This is a genomic window from Brevibacillus sp. GCM10020057, from assembly GCF_042683565.1.
In the GTDB taxonomy this organism is placed as follows: Bacteria; Bacillota; Bacilli; order Brevibacillales; family Brevibacillaceae; genus Brevibacillus.
The window spans coordinates 20,277-40,861 of record NZ_JBHUJW010000044.1 but is presented as its reverse complement, the minus strand read 5'-3'; the positions used below and the strand labels follow the sequence as shown (position 1 = coordinate 40,861).

The following is a 20,585-nucleotide window of genomic DNA, read 5'->3' as shown; positions in this document are numbered from 1 at the left end:
ACGCTCCAGGGTCGAATCTTCTTTCGTACACGCAGCGCCTGCCGCAGAGTTCACTTCCGGGATTCGTGCAAGAACTCCCGCAGCAGCGTCGGCAGCCGCTCGATCCCCGATTCGCGCAGGCTGTATGCGGAAATCGCCGTGCTTCCCGCGTAATGGGCACGGATCAGGCCCGCCCGGCGCAGCGCCGTGATGTGGTGATGCACGGTGCTTTTCGCCAGGCCGACATGCTGCTGCAGCTCGGTCAACGTGCCAGGCTTTTGCGCCAAATACTGCAGCAGCAGCAGGCGCTTCTCATCCGCAAGGCACTGGGTGACGGGCAGCAGTGCCAGCAACGGATCGGCCTGCCTGCGATCCGCATCTGCTACCGGGTACAGGCAGGTCGCCAGCCCGCGATGGAAATCGAGCACGGACGCCGGGGCGCAGTGGTATTGGGGGATGAGCACGACCTGCTGCAAATCCGCCATCGGCTCGATCCAGATGCCCTGTGTCGCCTCATCCACCAGCTCCGGCGGCGAAACGTCGGCGGCTTTCCCCGCCAGCTCATCCGCGCTTTTTTGCAGCCGCTCCAGTAAAGCGGGGTCCAGCTTCGCAAAGTAATGCTCGTTCCAGCGCGCCAGCAAAGACAGGCTGTGGTCGCGGAGCTCCCCCAGATTCAACGGGATGGTATCGACCCACGGAGCCAGACGCTCGTAAATTTCGCCGGCCGGAATCTGCTCCAGCCAGGCGAGAAAGCCCTCTACCGATTCTTTCGCCGGAGACTGGGCGATCAATAGTACCAGGCGATGCAGCACTTCCCACCGTTCGTCCTCCAGCTCCTTGGCGAACGCCGCCGGCAGCATCAGCGCCGTCTCCTTTTTCCACGCGGTCCCGAGCCGGGCGTATTTCTGCTCCTTCTCGTGAAGATACGCATACAGGCTGATCACACATTCATAAGTGGCATACCATTCTATTTTTATTGAATACATTTTATCCATTCGATCACCATCGAACAAGTTTTTTATCATCTTACCACGCCCGCTTGCTTTCGTACAGTGCCGAATCGCCATTTGCTTCCTTTCCTTCTGAAAAAGCGCGGACGTTGCTGTTGCTTGCAGGGTTCGAGACGCACAATCGAAGCTGGACAGAAAAATGCCAGCCAGACACGCGATATGTCTGACTGGCCTGCGCTCGTGTGCCGCCTTATTCGTGCAGCAGCTGGATAAAATCTTGCAGGGAATGGGACATCCATTTTTTCGGGCGAATGACCATCTGCAGATCGAGCCGGATGTCGGGATGGGTAAAAGGCAGCGCGGACAGCTCCCCGCGCCCGATTTCCTCTTGCGCCGCCATGCGCGGCAGCAGCGCAATGCCGGAGCCTGCGATCAGGCAGCGTTTGATTGCCTCGGGATTGCCCAGCTCCAGGCCGACCCGGTACGGGATTTTACGCTCCTGCAACACCCGCTCCAGCATGATCCGATAGTTGCAGCTCGCCTCCGTCATGATCCACTCCTGATCGCTCAGGTCGTCGAGAGTGATCGTCTCCAGCCGGGAGAGAGGATGGCTGGGGCTCGCCAGCACGACTAAAGGCTCTTCGCGTATATTGACCCATTCGAGAGACAGATCGGACGGCTTGCTTTCCAGGAGAAGACCGATGTCGTATTCCCCTTCCTTGACCTTCTCGACAATCGCTGTCTCCCGGTCCGGTTGCAGCCTGATCGTCAAGGTCGGATACTTTTGGCGCAGATGCTGGATGTGTGCCGGGAGAAAATAGGAAGCCAGGGAATCGATGGTGCCGATCGTCAGCGTCCCTCCGCCCTGGAGCGTCAGCGTCTCCTTTGACTGCTGGTACAGATTCAGCATCTGCACTGCGATCTTCAGCAGCTCTTCTCCCGCAGAGGTGAGGCGCAGGCTCTTGCCGGAGCGCTCAAACAGCTTGACGCCGTAGGACTGCTCCAGCTTCTGGATCTGCATCGTCACGCTGGACTGCGCATACCCCAGCTCGCTCGCCGCTTTGGTAAAGCTCTGATGGTACGCAACCTCCCGAAACGTCTGGAAATAGGTGAGATCCATTTTATTTTTCACCACTTCAAAATTATTGATATTACTCATCACTTATTATAGATAACACTGATAGCGCCTGCCATGATAAAGTACAAATATCGAGAATAGTGGGAGGAATTGCACCATGCTGCAAGCAAGCGATCTGCGCGGAATTTACGCGCCTGTTATCACCCCGTTTCAGCCAAATGAAGAGCTCGATCTGGCATCGTACGAAAAACATGTCGAAGAGCTTTTGCGCCACAACATTCACGGCCTGATCGTCAACGGAACGACAGGAGAATCTCCGACCGTAACCTGGGATGAGGTCGCACAGCTCTTTCAGGTGACGAAGGACGTCGTGGCAAAGAGCGGCAAACAGCTTCCGGTCATCATCGGCACAGGCACCAACAGCACGGCATCCACCGTGAAGCGGACTGAGCTGGCTGGAGAGCTGGGCGCAGACGGCGTTCTCATCGTTACGCCGTACTACAACCGTCCGCCGCTAGCAGGGGTCATCGAGCATTACCGCCGCGTTTCCGAAGTGGGCGTGCCGGTCATTGCGTACGAAATTCCCCATCGCACCGGCCTTCGCCTGGCTGCTGACACGATCAAGCGCATCCTGGATTTGGACCGCGTGATCGGCATCAAGGACAGCACCGGCAGCCTCGATCTTTTGCACGAGCTTGTTCAAAGCGGCACGAAGCCTGTCCTGTGCGGTGACGACATCCTGTTCCTGTCCATGCTGAAGCACGGCGCGACAGGCGGCATTCTCGCTTCTTCGATGATCCGGACCGGCACCTTCGTGCAAGTTTACGAACTGGCGGCGCAAGGGCAGTTTGACGAGGCAGAAAAGCTGTTCGCAACTCTCGTACCGCTGATCCAGAAGCTGTTCCAGGAATCGAATCCGGCGCCGATCAAATGGGTGCTCACACAGCAAGGCATTCTGGCTTCCGACACGCTGCGCCTGCCGATGAGCCCGATCAGCGAAGGGCTGCAGCAGGAACTGAAAGAGCTGTTTGCCAACGCTGCACGCTAGTCATACAATCGAAAAAAGCCTGTCAAACATCCGTGACAGGCTTTCAGATTGCCGAGAAACCTTTGGCCAGATTCTCCAAAACCTGAACTAGGTACAGTGAATTTCGATTCTTTCCACTCACCCGCAAAACCGAAACTGCAGGCATTTTCATGCTGCTTCAGCTTTTCGATTGTTGGAGCCGCTTGGCATAATCGAAAATCAGTTCCTTCATCGCCAATAGTTCCACCCAGTCCGAGGGAATAGATTCAAGGCCGTAATGAGCTCCAGCTAATTGACCATATACTGCACCTGTTGTATCCGCATCATCTCCAAGGTTTACCGCAAGCAAGACCCCCTCTTCGAACGTTTTTCCATGATAAAAAGCCCATAAGGCTGCCTCCAAAGATTTAACGACATATCCGCTGCCTTGTATTTCTGGCGGTTGCAGTCGTTTATATGTCCCCTTATAGATTGCTTCAATGGATGGTGTAAGCGGGTCCTCTTCCCACAAAAAATCAAATGTGTTCGGATGTAAAAGTTCCTCTTTGCCCAACCCATTTGCCGCAGCTGCAATCATCACGCCAAATAGCCTGCATGCGTCCACACACTCCCTGGCAGCATGTGTGGTGCGTGAACTGCTTGCCGACCATTTAGCGGCTTCTGACAGGTCGTGCGAAAAATAGAGAGGGACGGGGGCAAGTCTCATGATTGAGCCATTTCCAGCAGAGAATGGATTTTCCGATCCACAGAAAGGCTCACCAGTCTTTTCAAACCTTTGAAGAGCTTCTGCAGTTGCATTTCCAATGTCAAAGCATTCGCCAATGGAACTCAAATGTCCGCTGCGATACCATTTCACATACCGTTCCATCTGATCGACAGGGTCAAATCCCTTCATTGTAATGAGGCTTTCCGCCAAGCATAACGCCATAGAAGTATCATCCGTCCAGCAACCTTTTGGCAGGTCGAATACACCACCTCCAACCATATCCGTAACCTTAGGAAATGTGCCGGGCTTCTTAAACTCAACAGTCGTGCCAATTGCATCACCAATGGCTAATCCAATCAGACTTCCTTGAAATCGATTAATCATTTTCCTTCCCCTTTCCCTGCTGACCATTTTGTTTACGAGAACAGTAGGGAATAGATAAGCCTGTCACACAACCGTGACAGGCTTTCGTCTTTCCCCGAGCGGCCAGATTATTGACGCTCCCAGGTTTTCCCCCGCCAGACCTTTACGCTTCCTCGGTCAGCCGCAGGAATTCATCAATGTCTGCAACGGCCAGGTCTACAGCGGCTTGCCAGAATTCGACGGTGGTCATGTCTTCGCCGAGATGTGTTTGGGCCAGGTCTTCCACCATCATGCGACCGGTATCGCGCAGAAGGGCGTCGTACTTCGCGGCGAAGCTCTCGCCTTCCGCGAGGGCGCGTGCGTAGACGCTCAGGCTGAACAAGTAGCCGAACGTGTACGGGAAATTGTAGAACGGATACGTCGTGATGTAGAAGTGAAGCTTGGACGCCCAAAAGTGCGGTTCGTATTCGGCGAGGGCATCATCGTACGCTTCCTTCTGCGCCTCGGTCATCAGGCGATCGAGCTCGTCGGCGCTGACCAGGCCGTTTTTACGCTGCTCGTAGAAGTTTTTCTCGAACAAAAAACGCGCCTGGATATTCATGAAGAACGCAACGACCGACTGCAGCTTGTCTTCGAGCAGCACCAGTCGCTCCTCGTCGCTCGCCGCGTTTTTCACGGCCGCATCCGCCAATATCATCTCGGCAAAAGTGGATGCCGTCTCCGCCACGTTCATGGCGTAGTTTTGCGCGAGCGGCGGCAGATCCCACATGACCTGCTGGTGGTAGGCGTGGCCCAACTCGTGCGCGAGCGTAGACACATTGCTCGCGTTGCCCGCATAGGTCATGAAGACGCGGGACTGTTTGCTCACCGGGAAGCTGGTGCAGAAGCCGCCTGGACGTTTGCCGGGGCGGTCCTCCGCCTCGATCCACGCATGATCAAAAGCCTGCTGGGCGAACTGCGCCATCTTCGGGTTAAAGCGGTTGAAGTTGTCTACGATCAGGGCCGCCGCCTCGTCGTACGGTACCTTTTTGTGCGAGCTGCCCACCGGCGCGGAAATGTCGTACCAGCTCAGCTTCTCGACGCCGAGCAGCTTCGCCTTGCGCTGCAGGTAGGCGACGAGCCGATCACGGCGGTTGTTGATCGCCTGCCACATGGCGTCCAGCGTTTTTTCCTGCATGCGGCCAATGTCGAGCGGCTCGCGCAGCACCGAATCCCAGCCGCGGTGGCGGTACAGCGCCAGACGGAAGCCGCCCAGGTGGTTGAGGGCCTGGGCGCACAGCTCCGTCTCGTTCCCCCACGCTTCCAGCCACTTCTCAAACACCTGCTTGCGGACGGCGCGGTCCGGATGGCTCAGCAGATTGGAAGCCTGCCCAACGGACAGCAGCTTTTTCTCCCCATCCAGCTCCACCTCGATCGTCATGCGGCCAACGACGGCGTTGTACAAGTCTTGCCAGGCGTGATAGCCATCGACGGCCAGGTCATTCGCGAGCACTTCCTGCTCCGGCGGCAGCTTCTCCTGCGCGCGGCGGCGGCGCTCATTCAGAGGAAAGGCGATCGGCGACAGCTCTGGATCTGCGAGCAGCTTCTCCCACTGTGCGGCATCGATCTTGAGCAGTTGCTCTTCCCAACGCGTCAGCGCCGAGCCGAATGCTGCAGAAATGCTTTTTACCCGTCCTCCCAGCTTTTTGGCTGCTTCATCCTTCATGTTTTGCGCGGTCAGGCACGAAATAAACGCACCGGCCTGTTTCGTCCGCACAGCAATATCCTGCACGCGGGAAACTACCTCCACGAACGTCTGCTTCTCCTGCAAGTCGAGCTCCGCTTTTCCTACTTGCGCCTGCAGTTCGGCGATGTCGCGCTCCAGTTCGTCGAGAAACGAGCGAAACGCTGCCGATTCGCTTCCCCCCGGAAACAGCACTTCCAGGTCCCAACGCTGCGGCAATGTCTTTTCCATCCCAAATCCCTCCTGACCATTTTACCTTGCCCTGTTTTGCCGATCTTCCTGTAGCTTGCGCTTTTTTGGCAATAAGTCTATCGATCAATAAATTTCTATTACCGCACCAAAACTCCTGCTCCTCTGTGTGTAAATGGCAGGCTGGCGGCACCGGCAGTCCGCGCGAAAATGCCGGCGTGGATCACCGGCATCGCAAAAGCTAGTCGCTCACGCCAAACACGAGGTTGTCGTTCCCTTCATTTTCTCTATGCATATATCCTCTGCCTCAATCGCTGGATTCCAAAAAACTCGTTACGCCAGCGGCAGCGAGAACGTCATTCCTTGCTTATCCATCACGATCCTGTCGCGTTCAGCTCCAGCCGCAGCCAACAGCCGCTTCATCGGCTCCTCGACCGGCTCCTGGGACAGCACGAACGTATTCCAGTGAATGGGCACCAGCCACTTGCCGCCCGTCTGCTTGAACATTTGCCAGGCTTGCTCCGGCGTACAGTGCGCGCGCTGATAAGAATCAGGCTTGTAGGCTCCGATCGGCATAAACACCAGATCAATCGGGCCAAACTCCTGCTTGATGTTTTCCATCGAGAGGTAGGCCGTGTCTCCGGGATAGAGAATGCGCACGCCATTTTTCTCGATCACGTAGCCGTTGTAGCCGTAGTCGTGATTCCACGGGAAACGGTTCCCCCAGTGCCTTACCGGAATCGCGGTAATTTTCACGCCATCGGCTGTCGTCGTCTGCTGATGGGGCTGCAATTCCTCGTACGAGCCGAACGGCATGCCCGCAATCAGCCGACTCGTGTTTTTTGCGGTGATGACATGCGTGGAGCGTTTCGCCAGCTTGCGCAGAGTGGGCAAATCGACGTGATCCATATGCGCGTGAGAGAGCAGGACGAGGTCGATCTCGCCGACTTCCTCCGCGGTGAGCGCGGGCGGCGTAAAGCGTGAAGGACCGAAGTGCATCCCCGCGATGCGGATTCCCAGTTTTTCCACAAGGACGGGGTCGGTGATGATCTTCGTCCCGAACACATTGAGCAGAATCGTGGAATGTCCGATCCAGGTAAACGTCACCTGATGATCGGACCATTCGCCGGGGATCGGCTTGTGCTCCAGGTGGCGGTACGGCGGCTTGGGGAGATTGCCCATGTGCTGCCGGTAGCGGTACGCGAAGTAGCTGAACAGGAGCACCACCAGCAGGATGACGAAAATCCCGATCCATGTAAGGAAAGTGATCAGCATAAAAGGCTCCTTTTTCCAGTCCAATTTGATGCCATCATTATAGCAAAGGCCAAGCAGGGGGACGCAAGCGCCAAGCTGCCGCAAAACTGTCGTCTCGCACTGGGGAGAATTTTCCTGCAGAGGTTCAGCCAGCCGCTCGATCACAAAGGTCTGCCGCCCTGCTGCATGGGAAGAAAAGCGGCAGCAATTCCTTCCTTGCGCAATATTGTTTATGATAGAAGGAACAAGTGTCTTGACCAGCGACGGCGACCGCCAGCCGCTGAACGGCCTACTTTTATCCTTTTTCCAACGAGGTGACCCGCATGATCTTGCATAAAGGAGAGACGCTGTTTCGCCAAGGCGAATCCGGCCCTCTTTACCATCTGAAAAGCGGCATGTTGAAAATCATTCGGTTGCATGCGGACGGGGCCATTACGTTGGTCAATATTATCGTGCCTGGAGAAATCATTCCCCATCACTCTCTCATCAGCCCGAATCACTACTACGGCACAGCCGTCGCCCTCGTCACCTGTGAGATCGACGTGATCGACGCCGCCAGCTGGTATCAGGAGCTGGAGAGCAATCACGCCAAGTGCCGGGAAGTCGCCCTCCTGCTGCAGTCCAAGCTGCGGATGATGCAGCAGCGGATCGACCAGCTGTCCGAGGTGTCGCCGGCAGAGCGGCTGCGCAAGCTCCAGCTCTGGTTTCAGTCATTTGTCCCTGTGTCTTCGCTGTCGGAGGTGCTCACCCAGGACGAGATCGGACAACTCATCGGCCTGCGCAGGGAGACCGTCAACCGGCTGCTGCGCGCACAAACAAAAAGAGCCCGCGAGTAAAAAACGGGCTCAATCCATTTTCTCTTCCTGGTATTCTTACAGGCTTCCGGCAGGGCCGAAAAACTCATAGTGAATGTCTTCCGCAGGGATGCCCCATTTCGTGAGTGCCTGCTTGATCGCGCTCATGAACGGCACCGGGCCGCAGAAGTAGTAGCTGGCTTCTTTCACAGGCACGATGCTCTGCAGCCACGCCAGATCGATAAAGCCTTCCTTGTCAAACGCTCCCGCTTCCCGATCCTGCTCGGTTGGCTGCGAGTAGCACCAGTGGGCGGATACGTTCGGATGCTCGCTGACCACTTTTTCCACTTCTTTCCGCAACGCGTGTCTGTTCCCGTCCTGTGCGCCATGGATGAAGGTCACCTGGCGATTCGTTTTCTCCGCCAGCGTGTGCAGCATGCTGACCATCGGCGTCAGGCCGACCCCGCCGCTGATGAGAACCACGGGGCGATCCGACTGATCCAGCGTAAAGTCACCGGCTGGCGCGGACAGCTGCAGCACATCCCCTTCTTTTACGTGCTCGTGCAAGTAGACTGATACTTTCCCTGCCGGTTTATCTGCCAGCGCGTCTTCCCGTTTCACCGAAATGCGGTAGTACGGTTTGCCCGGCGCGTCCGACAGGCTGTACTGACGGATATGGGTAAAGCGCTCGCCCGGAAGGTCTATTTTCACGCTGATGTATTGCCCTGGCTCAAAGGCTGAGAGCGGTTGACCGTCCTGCGGCACCAGATAAAAGGAAGTAATGACGTCGCTCTCCTGCACTTTTTTCTCCACCACGAACGGACGGAAGTCTTCCCAGCCGCCGACCTGCTCGCGAGCTTGCTCGTACATCTCCGCCTCCACGCTGATAAACACATCCGCAATCACGCCGTACGCTTCTGCCCACGCTCCCACAATTTCATCTGTCGCCGCATCGCCCAGCACGTCCTTGATCGCAGCGAGCAGGTTTTCGCCGACGATCGGATAGTGCTCCGGCTTGACGCCAAGGCTGCGGTGCTTGTGTGCGATTTGCTTGACAACCGGCAAAATCGCGCCCAGGTTGTCGATGTACTTGGCAGCCGCATATACGGCATTGGCCAAAGCAGTCTGCTGTCTGCCCTGCTTTTGATTCGCATGGTTAAAAATATGGAGCAGCTCGGGATGCTGGGAAAACATTCTTTCATAGAATCGTTTTGTTATCGAAACCCCGTGCACTTCCAGCACAGGAACGGTCGATTTGATCAATTCAATAGTCTTTGCACTAAGCATTTGCAGATCCTCCCTCAACATCAATCAGGTATTGGCTACACCTAGATTTTAGTGGAGACTTATGTCAGCCACAGTGATTTCAATCACAGGAAAACGAAACGATTTGTGACGCACGTTTCGCTCTGCAGCGCTTCTTCCGCGAAGCCTACCGTCCCCCTCTGACCTCTGCATTTTTTCAAAACTGCCCCTTTTTCCATGCCAGCCGGAGCGTATATCATACCGTGAAAACGGCTATCTGCCAGAAAAGCAAAACGATAACAAGGAGTGAGAGTGGATGGAGTTTACGACCATCTGGCTGTTTGTCATGGTGGGTGCTGCCTATCTGATCTACCTGGGGTGCAAGACTTTGTTTTCAGCAAAGGGCGGAACGGCTGCCGACGTCCCGGAACCTCCTCGCAAGAAGCTGGGAACCATTTTCTGCGAATCGGCGCTCGTCGAAGTGATGAATCCAAAGACCGCCCTCTTTTTTCTGGCCTTCTTTCCACAATTCATCTCGCCTGCCGCCGCATCGGTCAGCGTGCAATTTTTGCTGCTTGGAGCGCTCTTTCTGGTCATGGCTCTCATGAGTGACGGTCTGTACGCCTTGCTGGCTGCCGTCATCCGCGAGCGGCTTGCAGGCAGAAGCGCGCGTGCAAAGGTACTGAATCGAATAACAGGCTATTTTTATATTGTTCTCGGGGTATTTTCCGCCTTTGCCAGCCCCTCCAAGCCGTAAAGCGTGAGCGGGATGCACACGATTGTGTCGTGACACACACAGCGAAACGGCAGAGCCGAGGTAAAACGCAAGAAAAAGGAGAGAAAGAGTATGCCGAAATTGATTATCGAAGAGGACTTTTGGTCGTTATTTCCTCATGCCAAAATAGGTGCTGTCATTTGTCAGGGAATTGACAAGCTGCACAGACCCGGATTTTTCGTACAGCCGCTTGTCCTGCACGTACTGACGAAAAAAACAGACCCGCTGTGCAGCGGATCTGTTCACAAAGAGTAGCGCTCTTTCCTTGCCGTCATCTGTTTCTTTATCCGGATGATTCCGACAGCCGTTGTTTTACGAACTGCGCGATCGCCTCTGCGTCGTCGACGGAAAAACGGGGCCATTCGTCCCGCGCGATCGGCTCACATGCGACCGTCCCGATGATGTTCGTCACGCTGTCCAGCAGTTCGGCATCTTGCGGGCGGCGCAGCAGGACGAGCTTCGGGTAGCCTTCCTGCTTGAATCCTTCCACGAGAACGAGGTCCGCTCCTGCCTGTGCCAGCCGCTCGACCAACTGCGGGAGCGGGGTCGGGCGCTGCTCGATGACGGCCGTCTTCGTCCGCGAGGTAATCGCCACGAAGGAAGCCCCCGCCTCCCGGTATCGCCACGTGTCTTTGCCTGGCTGGTCGATTGCAAAATCGTGGCTGCCGTCGTGCTTGACCACCCCGACACGCAGCCCGGACTGCTCCAGGAGCGGAATCAGCTTGGTCAAAAGCGTCGTTTTGCCGCTGTCGGAATAGCCCACGAATTGAATCACAAATGGTTGCTTCTTCATCTGACTACCTCCTCCAGCTCGGCGCCGCGTGCGTCAGCACCTCCACCAGCTCGCCAGCCTGCTTGCCGCTGCCGCCCGCGGGAATGACGATAAAGCATTCGCTGTCTTTGATCGTTCCCAAATTGCCCGCTTTCTCATTGAAATCGGGCCAGGCGTACAGAACGCCGCCTTCTTCCCCCAACCGGCCGCGCAAGTAACGCGGATGCGGACAAGGCTTCGTATAGCTGACCGCCAGTTTGGCCATGACCCTGCGCTGCTGCAGCTCGCGCACGCCGGACAGCTTTTCCACCGCCGGCCGGACGAACAGTTCGTGTCCGAGAAAGCACGCCCCCGGGTTGCCGGACAAGGCGATGATCGGCTTGCCGTACAAAAGCAGGCTCGTCGTAGGGCTGCCGGGGCGCATCGCGATCCGGTTGAACAGCAGTTCGGCTTCCGGCTCATCCGTCAGCGCAGCCATCACGTCGAAGTCCCCTACCGACACGCCACCGCTCGTGACCAGCAGATCCACCTGCTGCAAATGCTCCGTCAGCCTCTTTTTTGCGCAAGACAGCTCGTCCGTCAATGAGGGGAACAAAAGCGGAATGCCGCCCGCTTCGGCGATCAAAGCGGACAGCATCAACGTGTTGCTGTTGCGAATTTTCCCGGGAGACAGCGGCTGCTCCATGTCCAGCAGCTCCATCCCGGTTGAGAGCAGCCCCACTCGCGGTTTGCGGACGACAGAGACGCGGGTGCAGCCGAACGTCGCCAGGACCGCCAGCGTGCCCGCGTTGATCTTCTCGCCCGCCTGCGCAATGACTGCCCCCCGCCTGATTTCTTCTCCGCGGCGCGCGACGTTTTCCCCAGGGCGGAGCGCCCGCTTGATCCCTACCTCATCTGAGAGGGCAGCAGGGTTCTCTGTTTGCTCGAACATGATGACGGCGTCGGCCCCGGGCGGCAGCATCGCGCCCGTCATGATCCGGCTCGCGCAGCCTGCTGTCAGCGCGACCTGCGGGACATTCCCGGCGGCGATCGTCTCGACCACTCGCAGCCGCACCGGCTGCTCCGGCGTCGCCGCAACAGTATCGACGGCTCTCACGGCAAACCCGTCCAACGGCGACCGGTCGAAGTGCGGCAAATCCTCTGTCGCATGGACGTCCTCGGCCAATATGCGGCCGTACGCCTCCCCGATGTGCACCTCTTCCACTCCTTGCGCGCCCAGACGCTCCAGCAATCTGTGCAAGGCTTCTTCCACCGTGATGATTTGTCGCGAAAAGCGCATCTCCTGTTTCCTCCCCGGCATGGCAACCATTCCTGCTGACTTGTGCCGATTAACCGACGTTTACTTCCAAATCCTCAATATGTTTTTCCTTATACTTAATATCTTTATTCGCGTTGAACGTGTCGGCCTTTTCGATCTTGACCGCCGTATTGTACTCCGGAATCCCCGCGTATTTTTCGTACACGCCCTTGGGAATGAGGACGTTTCCTTCCGGCCAGTACACCTGGACGTTGCCCCGCTTCGTTTCCGCAAATTTGGCACGCCCCTGGAAGGTTCCGTACTTATTATACACGACAACGCCCTCTCCTTCTGCAATCCGCAGCTCGCGGGCATCCTCCGGGTGGATCAGGACGTCGTAGCGGTCCGCATCGTTAAACGGGTCCTTGCTGCTGTAGATCATCGAGTTGAACTGCTTGCCTCGGCGGGTCGTCACGTAGAAGTTGCCCTCGGGCTTGTTCAGTTTCGGAATCTCGATCGGTATGAGATTGGCTCTGCCGTCTTCCGTTGGGAAATGACCGTCCTCGCAAAGCCACGCTCCGCCCCACTGGAAGACGTCCCCGCGCTTTTTCAGATGCTGGATGCCGTCGTAGTTTGGATTGGCCTTTGCGATCTCCGCCCGAATCTCCTCAGCGCTGGTAAAGTGCATCAGATGCTTTTTCTCCGGATAGACGCGGGCGGCGAGATCGACGTAAATCTGCCATTCCGCACGCGCTTCCTCGATGCGCGGCCCCTCGATCTCGGCACTGAAGTAGACCATCCGCTCCGTGCTCGTTGACGTCCCGCCGCCCGGCTGCTCGTAGCGGGTCATCGCCGGCAGCACGATCACTTCTTCCTTGGCATCTACGAGCGTGGACGTATTGAAAATGATGTCCTGATGCACGCGCAGCTCGACGCTCTCCAGACATTTGCGCATGAAGTCGGGGTCCGGCATCGTCTCCAGAAAATTGCCGCCGCTTGTATAAAACAGCCGTGTCTTGCGCTCGTGCCCGTCCGGCAACAGAGCATTTTCCAGCGTCACGCCGACGATGTCGCCCTGCCATTTCGGAATGGGGAAGCCCCACAGTTTTTCGATGCGCGTCCACGTCTTTTCTTCAAAATCGCCGCCAGGCAGGCTGAACGGGTCCGCTCCCATCTCACTGGAGCCTTGTACGCCGGAATGGCCGCGAATCGGCATCACGCCGCAGTGCTTGCGCCCGATGAAGCCGCGCAGAACGGCCAGATTGGCGACCTGCGAGATGTTGTCCGTCCCGAAGCGGTGCTGCGTCAAGCCCATGCTCCAGACAAACACGCCCGAGCTGGAGCCTGCGAGCAGCACGGCGAACTCCCGAATGCGCTCCCGGCCCAGCCCCGAAGATGTTTCGATCTCCTCCCACGTCAGGCTCATGACGTGCTCTTTCAGCTTCTCGCAGCCGTTGGCGTGCTCCTTGACAAACACGTGATTGATGGCGGAGCCGGGGTTTTCCTGCTCCATCTCGAACCAGATCTTCATCACGCCGTTCATGAAGGCGATATCCCCGCCGATGTTCACCTGGTAAAAGTCGTCCACGATCCTGGTGCCGAACAGGGCGCTGTCCGGGATCGAGGGAATCCAGTACTTTTCCATCGACGGTTCCTTGTACGGGTTGATCAGGATGATTTTCGTCCCTGCTTTCTTGGCCGCGTACATGTACTTCGTCGAAACGGGCTGGTTGTTGGCCGGGACCGAGCCCCAGAATACGAGGACGTCCGTGCCGATCCAGTCCTGGTAGTTGCAGCTGGACGCGCCGATCCCGAGCGTCCGTTTCAGCGCGGTCTTGCTCGGCGAGTGGCAGATGCGGGAAGCGTTATCAATATTGTTCGTGCCGAGAAAGCGGGCCATTTTCGCCGCTGTGTAGTACACCTCGTTCGTAATGCCGCGGGCCGTCAGGAAAAAGGCCAGCTGCTTCGGGCTGATGCCCTTGATCTTGTTCGCGATGCGGTTCAGCGCTTCATTCCAGGTGAGGCGAGTAAACTTGTTTTCTCCCGGCTTGCGGGACATCGGGAACGGAATTCGCCCCAGCTTGCGCAACTCGACGCTGGACAGCTTTTGCAGGGCGCTCACGTCCTCCAGCCATTTCGGGTCCATGGCAGGCATCGTATTCAGGCGCAGCACGTTCAGGCGTGTCGTGCACAAGTGCGGCCCCGTCAGCGTCTGGTCGTGCAGGCCGGATACGCCCAGCGCACAGCCGTCGCATACTCCTTGCGTCAATATCCGGTAAGCGTAGCCCAGGTTGTCCCGGTTGTCGTACATGACCTTGAGCGTGTCGCGGATGTGGTGCGGCTTGATTTTGCCCAGCCCCATCGGCATCAGGGAAGCCCACATGGAAGGCTGCCACGACGTATCCAGCTTGATCGGTCCGTTATGCTTGGTCTTGCCCATCTCGATCGCTCCTCTCCCATTTCGCTTCTGCCTGTTATGAAAAAACCACCATAAACCGTCCCTTGTCCTGAGGATAAGAGCGTGTTCACGGTGGTTGTCAAAGGCAGGTTCGCTACCTGAGTCTCAACTGCGTGTGTGATTGCGAAGCCCGTGCGTCCGGATTGGTGAACAGGATCGCTGCCCTGATTAGACTCACGGCTCGTTTATTTGCTGACTTCTGCTTCAAGCTTGTTCATCCGGGAAAATCGCATTTATTTCATTTTGTATCTCTACTAAAACTTTACCATTGTTCAACCAGCCGAATCAACAGAGTTTTCTTTTCATTTCGCCTCTTCTTGCAGTTTTTTGATGGTTAGCGTTTTTTCATGTTGCTCCATGCTCCCCCCCTCCTTTACGATGAGGGATAAAAGGAACGCTGCTTTAAGCAGCAAGAGGAAGCGAAAAGACGGTGACAGGACGCTGTCTTGAATCATCATGCTCCCTGACCATAAGACCGCCAGTATGAGTTCCAGGGGAAAGGAGGCCATCGTGTCCAAGCTCGCAAAGACGCTTCGCAGGCCAGTGCTGAAAATATCGGCCGACCGGCACGCCTGGGAAGACGATGAAGTCGTCACGGAGTATCCGCTCACGATCTTTCTAGGCGACGAAGAATTCGCCACAATCGTCTGCACGCCAGCCGACCTTGAGGAGATGGTCATCGGCTTTCTCGCAGCCGAAGGGGCCATCAAAAGCTGCGAAGAAGTCAAACAGCTCTCGATCGACGAAGCGCAAGGCTTTGCCTACGTGGACCTGCACAAGAAAACGGTCCTCTCGCAAAGCTTTTATTCCAAACGCCGGATCACGTCCTGCTGCGGGAAGAGCCGCCAGTCGTTTTACTTTTTCAGCGACGCCCGTACGGCAAAGCCCGCAAAAGGAACGATTGCCATTACGCCCAAGCAGTGCATGCGCCTGATGCGGCAGCTGCAGGCTTCGTCGGATATTCACCGCCTGACCGGTGGCGTGCACAACGCCGCGCTCTGCTCGCAGGACCAGATCCTGCTCCAGTATTCGGACATCGGGCGGCACAACGCACTCGACAAAATTTACGGAAAATGCCTGCTGGAGGGCATCGCCACAGCAGACAAGGTGCTGGTGTTCAGCGGGCGCATCTCCTCGGAGGTGCTGCTCAAGGCCGCCAAAATCGGCGCTTCCGTCATCCTCTCCAAATCCGCGCCGACCGACCTCGCCCTGCAGTTGGCCGAGGAGCTGAACATCACGGCAGTCGGCTTTATCCGCAATGACAGGATGAACGTCTATACGCATGCACAGCGGATTGCGCTCGGGTGATCGTCTGGCAGCCGGGGTAGATGACAGGAGTTCTGATCCGGCATTGGATGTATTCTTCATCATCAGAAAGATCTTCAAGTGCTCGAACGAAACGTGTATTGCGTTGAGCAGAATCCTTCATTGTATAACGAAAAGGAAGCGGATCTTATCCGCTTCCCATGCATTATTTTATAAAGCTCGGAACCCCGTACTTCACTTCTCCGTTTCCAGACGCAATCAGAATAATATCATCATCAGACAAGAGGACAGATGGCCCAACAAATTTTACACTCTTTTTCATCACTGATTCACTGCGTTTTGGCACCCACTTTATCGTTCCGTGAGTTAGGGAACCGCGAGTGGTAACAAAAACTCGTCTATTCGCCATCTATAACCTCTCCTTCCAAGAACATATGAAACGAATCAAAAATGTCCTTGTTTTGATTATATAGAACGGCATCAAACTGTTCAAGATCATCCTCCACTAAGGATTGGTCCGTGAGAAAATGAATGGAAATAACAAATCTATCTGCGATTCTTCGTGTATATATATACTCCGTTTCACCTAGTCGTTTCCCTTTCTGAAACAGTCCCCAGCCATGTTCGAATGCATATACGACGAAACTCGTACCATCGGGGTTCATTTCATTATGGTTGAGTGAAAACGATATGGGATCACTGTTCACCACACCAGAACTGCCAATTTGAGTTAGGCAACTCCGGAAGGTGACGAAGGGCAAGAGCATTTTCCCCACCGATGAAGCCCTGCTCAAAATGCTCTATTTGGCTACCATGGACGTCACCAGGAAGTGGACGGGACGAGTGCAGAACTGGGGGCAAATGCTCCTCCAGCTCTCCGTTTTCTTCCCGGATCGGATCGGTCAATACTTACGCTAGTTTTTTATTCCAAAAGGGTTTACACAAAATACTGGACAGACCCCTCTCGTACACTGATAGCCTGACTCATTTGCCTGCCGACACGAGGACTGATTCCGGGATCATCCACATAGGCTACAACCACCAGACAGGGACCAGTCATAATCTTTAGAGGAAGTTGGCAGGTTGCCCCGTCTTTTCCTACTGATCTGCCGCTTTTACTAATGATCCGTCACTTCCCCCCGCCCACGCTTTTCTCCCTCGCGAGCGCCTGCTCGTACTGCTCCGGCGTGTTGGCATTGAAGACCGCCCACTCGTCCAGCAGCCCTTCCGGCGTGGTCAGTACGTGCAGTTCGTCCAGTGTGCGCATGAGCCGGTACTCCCCTTCCCGCAAAGCCTTTTCCCATACCGGCTGCGTCCGCCGATGATAGAGGGCGCACAGCGGCTGGAGTCTGCCCTGCACCTTGGCTGCCACGACATCCCAGCCGGTCACGCCTTCCGCAAAACGGCACAGCTTGCCAATCTGCTCACGGTCCATAAAAGGAAGATCGCAGGACAAGACCAGCAATATCTCCTCGATCGTCGCCCGAAACGCCGTCACGATCCCGCTGACAGGGCCGACAGACGGCACAAGGTCCGGGGTCACCTCGACGTCCAGCTGCCACGCCTCCCTCATCTCTGACAGCCGATCGGGCACATTGGAAACGACCAGGCAGCCCAGTCCCGCCGCAGCCGCTTCGCGGACCAGCTCACTGAGGAATGTCCCCTCTCTCCACTTCAACAGCTCCTTTGGCGATCCCATCCTGCTGCTGCTGCCTCCTGCGAGAATGACAGCTCTTCTCGTTAGCTCTTGCATAGCTCCCTCCCTCCTCGACCGTGCAAACTCCAATCTCCCTTACACTTCTTCGTTGCTTCGCTCATTTGACAAGTGGTCCCTTTTGCTTTATGTAGCGTACAGTTCCACAAAACCGTTTCATCCATCCAAGTACATATTATATTCCACTGCTCGGGCATCTGCATAAACTGAGGGCGCATGATGGTAAAGGAGTCCATGCAGCGTGAAAGCAACAAAAGCCAGGGTCGAAACCCAGGCTTTGTGCAGTCGATTCTATTCAGATGTTTCTGCCACCCGTTAGGGCCCAGACTTACCGAATTAATTGTCGTCGTCATCGTCGTCTTCTTCGTCGCCGTCTTCTTCTTCGTCGCCGTCTTCTTCTTCGTCGCCGTCTTCTTCTTCGTCGCTGTCTTCTTCTTCGTCGCTGTCTTCTTCTTCGTCGCTGTCTTCTTCTTCGTCGCTGTCTTCTTCTTCGTCGCTGTCTTCTTCTTCGTCGCTGTCTTCTTCTTCGTCGCTGTCTTCTTCTTCGTCGCCTTCTTCTTCTTCGTCGCCGTCTTCTTCTTCGTCGCCTTCTTCTTCTTCGTCGCCGTCTTCTTCTTCGTCGCCGTCTTCTTCTTCGTCGCCTTCTTCTTCTTCGTCGCCTTCTTCTTCTTCGTCGCCGTCTTCTTCTTCGTCGCCGTCTTCTTCTTCGTCTTCTTCTACTTCTTCCTCGTCGTTTTCTTCGTACTCTTCCTCATCGCGGTCATCGAACATCAACATGGATTCAACCTCCTCCTGCCTTGTAATCAATACTATTCATACGACATAGCTGCTCGCGTTGTCTGTATGTTTGTCCGTTAACAATCGCCCTATTTTTCGTCCGTTCCCATTCATTGGGCGAAGGTCCGCAGGCAGTTACGGAAAAAGGGGCGTCTCCAAGTCAAAAAATCGACTTTTGCGACACCCCCTCTTGATATATGTTCATAGAGAAAAAACCAGCTTTCTTCCATCCTTTTGGACTTTCACCTGCGGCAAAAACTTCAGCGACTTTTGCACCCCGATATACGGGCTGGCAAATTCCACATTGTGCCGATTCTTCAGCTCATCACAAAGCTCCGCCAATGACATCGGTTTCATGTTATCGCGCAGCAGCTCCTCGATATGCCTCGCGATCTGTATGTAGTCATGGCGGATATGAGCCTTCCTTATTTTCATCCGTCTCATTAATTCCGCAGGGACCTCTTCCGCTGCAGCAGCCGATTCTTCAGCTTGCTGGCTCTCCACTATTCCTTCCTGGCTATCCATCTCCCTGATTCGGTTCAAAATCTGCTTGATGTCCATTCCCAGCTGTTTGTCCTGGTCCACATACTGCCGACGCAGCGCCAGACGTTGTTCCAGCAAGGACTGCAAGGTCATCTGCAATGCTTTCCGCTCATTAAACATCGCGTAATTTTTTCCCCTTTGCGCATTAATGTAGAAATGGTGGATTACACACAATAATAATATAATCGCGACAACTTGAAAACGAGGAATTTGTCCGCAAATCCCTACAGCCAAATGCGCAAAAGCTTTGCTTTTCCCGTGCAAACGAGTACAATATTCTTGTATCTTCACAGAAAGGACTGGCGCGCCACATGTTACCCCAGCGCTTACGCACAGCCCGCAAGGCAAACGGTCTCACGCAGGAAGAACTGGCAGAGCGTATCTGCACGACCAAAGGGACGATCAGCAACTACGAAAACAATCACAGCACACCTCCCAATGATATGCTGCGGCAGCTGGCGGACATTTTGAACGTCACGACTGACTGGCTGCTGGGACGGACAGATACGGCGACTCCTTACACAGCAGCGGCGTCCTCCGCACCCGATAACCGTTCGCTGGACGAGCTGTTGCAGGAGAGGATCGAGAACCCCGACGACTACTCCTTTCTCGTTGGCTATCTGGAAGCATCCGAAGAAGAAAAAAAGGAAATCCGTCGCTACTGGTCCGACCTGAACATGCAATGGAAAGCGCGGCAGGTCAAATAATCGTGTCCCCTTCCCTGTTTGACATCACAGACGGTATGAAAGAAAAATAACCCCTGAACGGGGTTTTCTTTTCCAGCAAAAAAGAACATATGTTCCGATTCCTTTGGGAGGGAACGAGATGTTCGCCGCTATTCTCAGGATCGCGGGCTAGAGGGGGCTGGGAAGCTGGAGCCGATCATCTACCGACTCGTACTCGTCCGCATCGTCGGAGTCATCTTTGGTATTCTTCCTCCAACAGAGGATTGACTTCCGTCTGCAGCCACTCCTTGATCGCTGCCACGGTCTGCTGCCATTGCTCCTGTGGCGTGATCGCGGCGGGATGATCTCCCTCCTGCGGACCATAGCTGCCAAACTGGGCGTGATTGCCCCCCTCGATGCTCATGTAACGGGTATTCTTTGGCAAATACTGCTTGCCGCTCTCGTACTTCTCCCGCTTCACGACGCCATCCCGCGAGCCCAACAGGGAAAGGACGGGAAGACCCGAATCCTTCAGGTCCCCTTTGCGATCGGGGTACGCTCCGAGCAAAAAGACACCGACGATCCGGTCCAGATGGCTGGCGGCGAAACGGGCTGCCATCGCGCCGCCCAGCGAATGTCCGCCGATGACGAACGGTTGATGCGGATACGCCTGCAGCACCTGGCGGGCCCGCTCCACGTCAATTACCGCCAGATTGAGCGGCATTCTGGCTACGAACACCCGATAGCCGGAGCTTGCCAGCAGGCGGGCAACCGGCGCGTAGCTCTCGGCTTTGATCAAGGCTCCGGGATACAAGATCACATTGGGCCTGCGCGTCTCTCCTCCCTCAAAGGCAAGCCAGTCCCTCGTATCGATCACGGTGATGCCTTCTCCTCCCTGCATCGCGGCCCACGCTGCCTGATCGGGCGGATAGGGCCGCAGAGACCAGATCGCCGCGCATGCCGCCAGCAACACCACCAAAATCAGCCCCTGCACCCACCTCTTGCGATAGCGCCCCATCCACTCACTCCTCTCCTGCATGCGTTCCCGTTGCGCTTGCTTCTTATTATGT

At 55.8% G+C, this 20,585-nt stretch carries 20 protein-coding genes and 1 pseudogene; 7 read left to right on the top strand and 14 right to left on the bottom strand.

Translation table 11 applies throughout. From position 1 onward, the window contains the following. Positions 1-50: 50 nt before the first annotated feature. Both ACFSO0_RS19550 and ACFSO0_RS19545 read right to left on the bottom strand, forming a co-directional pair. Positions 51-965 carry an ArsR/SmtB family transcription factor gene (locus tag ACFSO0_RS19550; protein WP_376883350.1) on the bottom strand — a complete coding sequence of 305 codons (915 nt, stop codon included), beginning with the start codon at positions 963-965 and terminating at the stop codon, positions 51-53. A gap of 214 nt (positions 966-1,179) precedes the next feature. After that, positions 1,180-2,049 (bottom strand): LysR family transcriptional regulator, encoded by an 870-nt coding sequence (locus ACFSO0_RS19545; protein ID WP_376883348.1) that lies wholly within the window; start codon positions 2,047-2,049, stop codon positions 1,180-1,182. A gap of 115 nt (positions 2,050-2,164) precedes the next feature. Between ACFSO0_RS19545 and dapA the strand changes: the two genes are divergently transcribed. Further along, complete coding sequence (gene dapA / locus ACFSO0_RS19540; protein ID WP_376883346.1) at positions 2,165-3,055, top strand: 4-hydroxy-tetrahydrodipicolinate synthase; 891 nt, start codon at positions 2,165-2,167, stop codon at positions 3,053-3,055. A 157-nt stretch (positions 3,056-3,212) separates the two neighbouring features. On the opposite strand, the gene ACFSO0_RS19535 is transcribed toward dapA, so the two are convergent. The 3 genes from ACFSO0_RS19535 to ACFSO0_RS19525 all read right to left on the bottom strand — a co-directional run bounded on the left by ACFSO0_RS19535 (position 3,213) and on the right by ACFSO0_RS19525 (position 7,290). Next, complete coding sequence (locus tag ACFSO0_RS19535) at positions 3,213-4,124, bottom strand: ADP-ribosylglycohydrolase family protein (RefSeq protein WP_376883344.1); 912 nt, start codon at positions 4,122-4,124, stop codon at positions 3,213-3,215. A gap of 142 nt (positions 4,125-4,266) precedes the next feature. After that, the gene (locus tag ACFSO0_RS19530; protein ID WP_376883342.1) at positions 4,267-6,057 is read right to left on the bottom strand and encodes a M3 family oligoendopeptidase; all 1,791 of its coding nucleotides are present in this window, start codon (positions 6,055-6,057) and stop codon (positions 4,267-4,269) included. Positions 6,058-6,348: 291 nt separating this feature from the next. Further along, entirely contained in the window at positions 6,349-7,290 is a 942-nt protein-coding gene (locus ACFSO0_RS19525; protein ID WP_376883340.1) for an MBL fold metallo-hydrolase, read from the bottom strand. Between the two features lie 302 nt (positions 7,291-7,592). Between ACFSO0_RS19525 and ACFSO0_RS19520 the strand changes: the two genes are divergently transcribed. Further along, entirely contained in the window at positions 7,593-8,105 is a 513-nt protein-coding gene (locus ACFSO0_RS19520) for a Crp/Fnr family transcriptional regulator (protein ID WP_376883339.1), read from the top strand. A gap of 36 nt (positions 8,106-8,141) precedes the next feature. Here ACFSO0_RS19520 and hmpA read toward each other — a convergent pair whose 3' ends face one another. Beyond that, a complete protein-coding gene (gene hmpA, locus ACFSO0_RS19515; protein ID WP_376883337.1) occupies positions 8,142-9,350 on the bottom strand; it encodes an NO-inducible flavohemoprotein in 1,209 nt (402 codons plus the stop codon). 274 nt (positions 9,351-9,624) lie between these two features. Between hmpA and ACFSO0_RS19510 the strand changes: the two genes are divergently transcribed. Together ACFSO0_RS19510 and ACFSO0_RS19505 are read left to right on the top strand one after the other, a co-directional pair. After that, positions 9,625-10,065 (top strand): LysE family translocator, encoded by a 441-nt coding sequence (locus ACFSO0_RS19510; protein ID WP_376883335.1) that lies wholly within the window; start codon positions 9,625-9,627, stop codon positions 10,063-10,065. Between the two features lie 90 nt (positions 10,066-10,155). After that, a complete protein-coding gene (locus ACFSO0_RS19505; protein WP_376883333.1) occupies positions 10,156-10,338 on the top strand; it encodes a hypothetical protein in 183 nt (60 codons plus the stop codon). 28 nt (positions 10,339-10,366) lie between these two features. On the opposite strand, the gene mobB is transcribed toward ACFSO0_RS19505, so the two are convergent. The 3 genes from mobB to ACFSO0_RS19490 are packed head-to-tail and all read right to left on the bottom strand — an operon-like array spanning position 10,367 to position 14,532. Continuing rightward, on the bottom strand, positions 10,367-10,876 hold the full coding sequence (gene mobB, locus ACFSO0_RS19500) for a molybdopterin-guanine dinucleotide biosynthesis protein B (RefSeq protein ID WP_376883331.1): 510 nt from the start codon (positions 10,874-10,876) through the stop codon (positions 10,367-10,369). Between the two features lie 4 nt (positions 10,877-10,880). Continuing rightward, positions 10,881-12,134: a molybdopterin molybdotransferase MoeA gene (locus tag ACFSO0_RS19495; RefSeq protein ID WP_376883329.1), complete on the bottom strand. Its 1,254-nt coding sequence runs from the start codon at positions 12,132-12,134 to the stop codon at positions 10,881-10,883. A 49-nt stretch (positions 12,135-12,183) separates the two neighbouring features. Next, positions 12,184-14,532 (bottom strand): FdhF/YdeP family oxidoreductase, encoded by a 2,349-nt coding sequence (locus ACFSO0_RS19490; protein ID WP_376883327.1) that lies wholly within the window; start codon positions 14,530-14,532, stop codon positions 12,184-12,186. A 528-nt stretch (positions 14,533-15,060) separates the two neighbouring features. On the opposite strand from ACFSO0_RS19490, the gene fdhD reads away from it, so the two are divergent. Next, positions 15,061-15,858, top strand: coding sequence for a formate dehydrogenase accessory sulfurtransferase FdhD (gene fdhD, locus ACFSO0_RS19485; RefSeq protein WP_376883325.1), 798 nt, complete (start codon positions 15,061-15,063; stop codon positions 15,856-15,858). A gap of 163 nt (positions 15,859-16,021) precedes the next feature. On the opposite strand, the gene ACFSO0_RS19480 is transcribed toward fdhD, so the two are convergent. Next, the gene (locus ACFSO0_RS19480; RefSeq protein WP_376883323.1) at positions 16,022-16,225 is read right to left on the bottom strand and encodes a hypothetical protein; all 204 of its coding nucleotides are present in this window, start codon (positions 16,223-16,225) and stop codon (positions 16,022-16,024) included. Positions 16,226-16,548: 323 nt separating this feature from the next. On the opposite strand from ACFSO0_RS19480, the pseudogene ACFSO0_RS19475 reads away from it, so the two are divergent. After that, a pseudogene (locus tag ACFSO0_RS19475) lies at positions 16,549-16,734 on the top strand (IS256 family transposase); the annotation flags it as partial. Between the two features lie 211 nt (positions 16,735-16,945). Here ACFSO0_RS19475 and mobA read toward each other — a convergent pair. The 3 genes from mobA to ACFSO0_RS19460 all read right to left on the bottom strand — a co-directional run bounded on the left by mobA (position 16,946) and on the right by ACFSO0_RS19460 (position 18,970). Then, a complete protein-coding gene (mobA, locus tag ACFSO0_RS19470; protein WP_376883321.1) occupies positions 16,946-17,569 on the bottom strand; it encodes a molybdenum cofactor guanylyltransferase in 624 nt (207 codons plus the stop codon). A 297-nt stretch (positions 17,570-17,866) separates the two neighbouring features. Beyond that, positions 17,867-18,307 (bottom strand): hypothetical protein, encoded by a 441-nt coding sequence (locus ACFSO0_RS19465; RefSeq protein ID WP_376883319.1) that lies wholly within the window; start codon positions 18,305-18,307, stop codon positions 17,867-17,869. 201 nt (positions 18,308-18,508) lie between these two features. Next, the gene (locus ACFSO0_RS19460) at positions 18,509-18,970 is read right to left on the bottom strand and encodes a hypothetical protein (RefSeq protein WP_376883317.1); all 462 of its coding nucleotides are present in this window, start codon (positions 18,968-18,970) and stop codon (positions 18,509-18,511) included. 191 nt (positions 18,971-19,161) lie between these two features. Between ACFSO0_RS19460 and ACFSO0_RS19455 the strand changes: the two genes are divergently transcribed. Further along, entirely contained in the window at positions 19,162-19,557 is a 396-nt protein-coding gene (locus ACFSO0_RS19455; protein ID WP_376883315.1) for a helix-turn-helix domain-containing protein, read from the top strand. 211 nt (positions 19,558-19,768) lie between these two features. On the opposite strand, the gene ACFSO0_RS19450 is transcribed toward ACFSO0_RS19455, so the two are convergent. Beyond that, positions 19,769-20,533 (bottom strand): alpha/beta fold hydrolase, encoded by a 765-nt coding sequence (locus tag ACFSO0_RS19450; RefSeq protein ID WP_376883313.1) that lies wholly within the window; start codon positions 20,531-20,533, stop codon positions 19,769-19,771. Between the last annotated feature and the right edge of the window lie 52 nt (positions 20,534-20,585).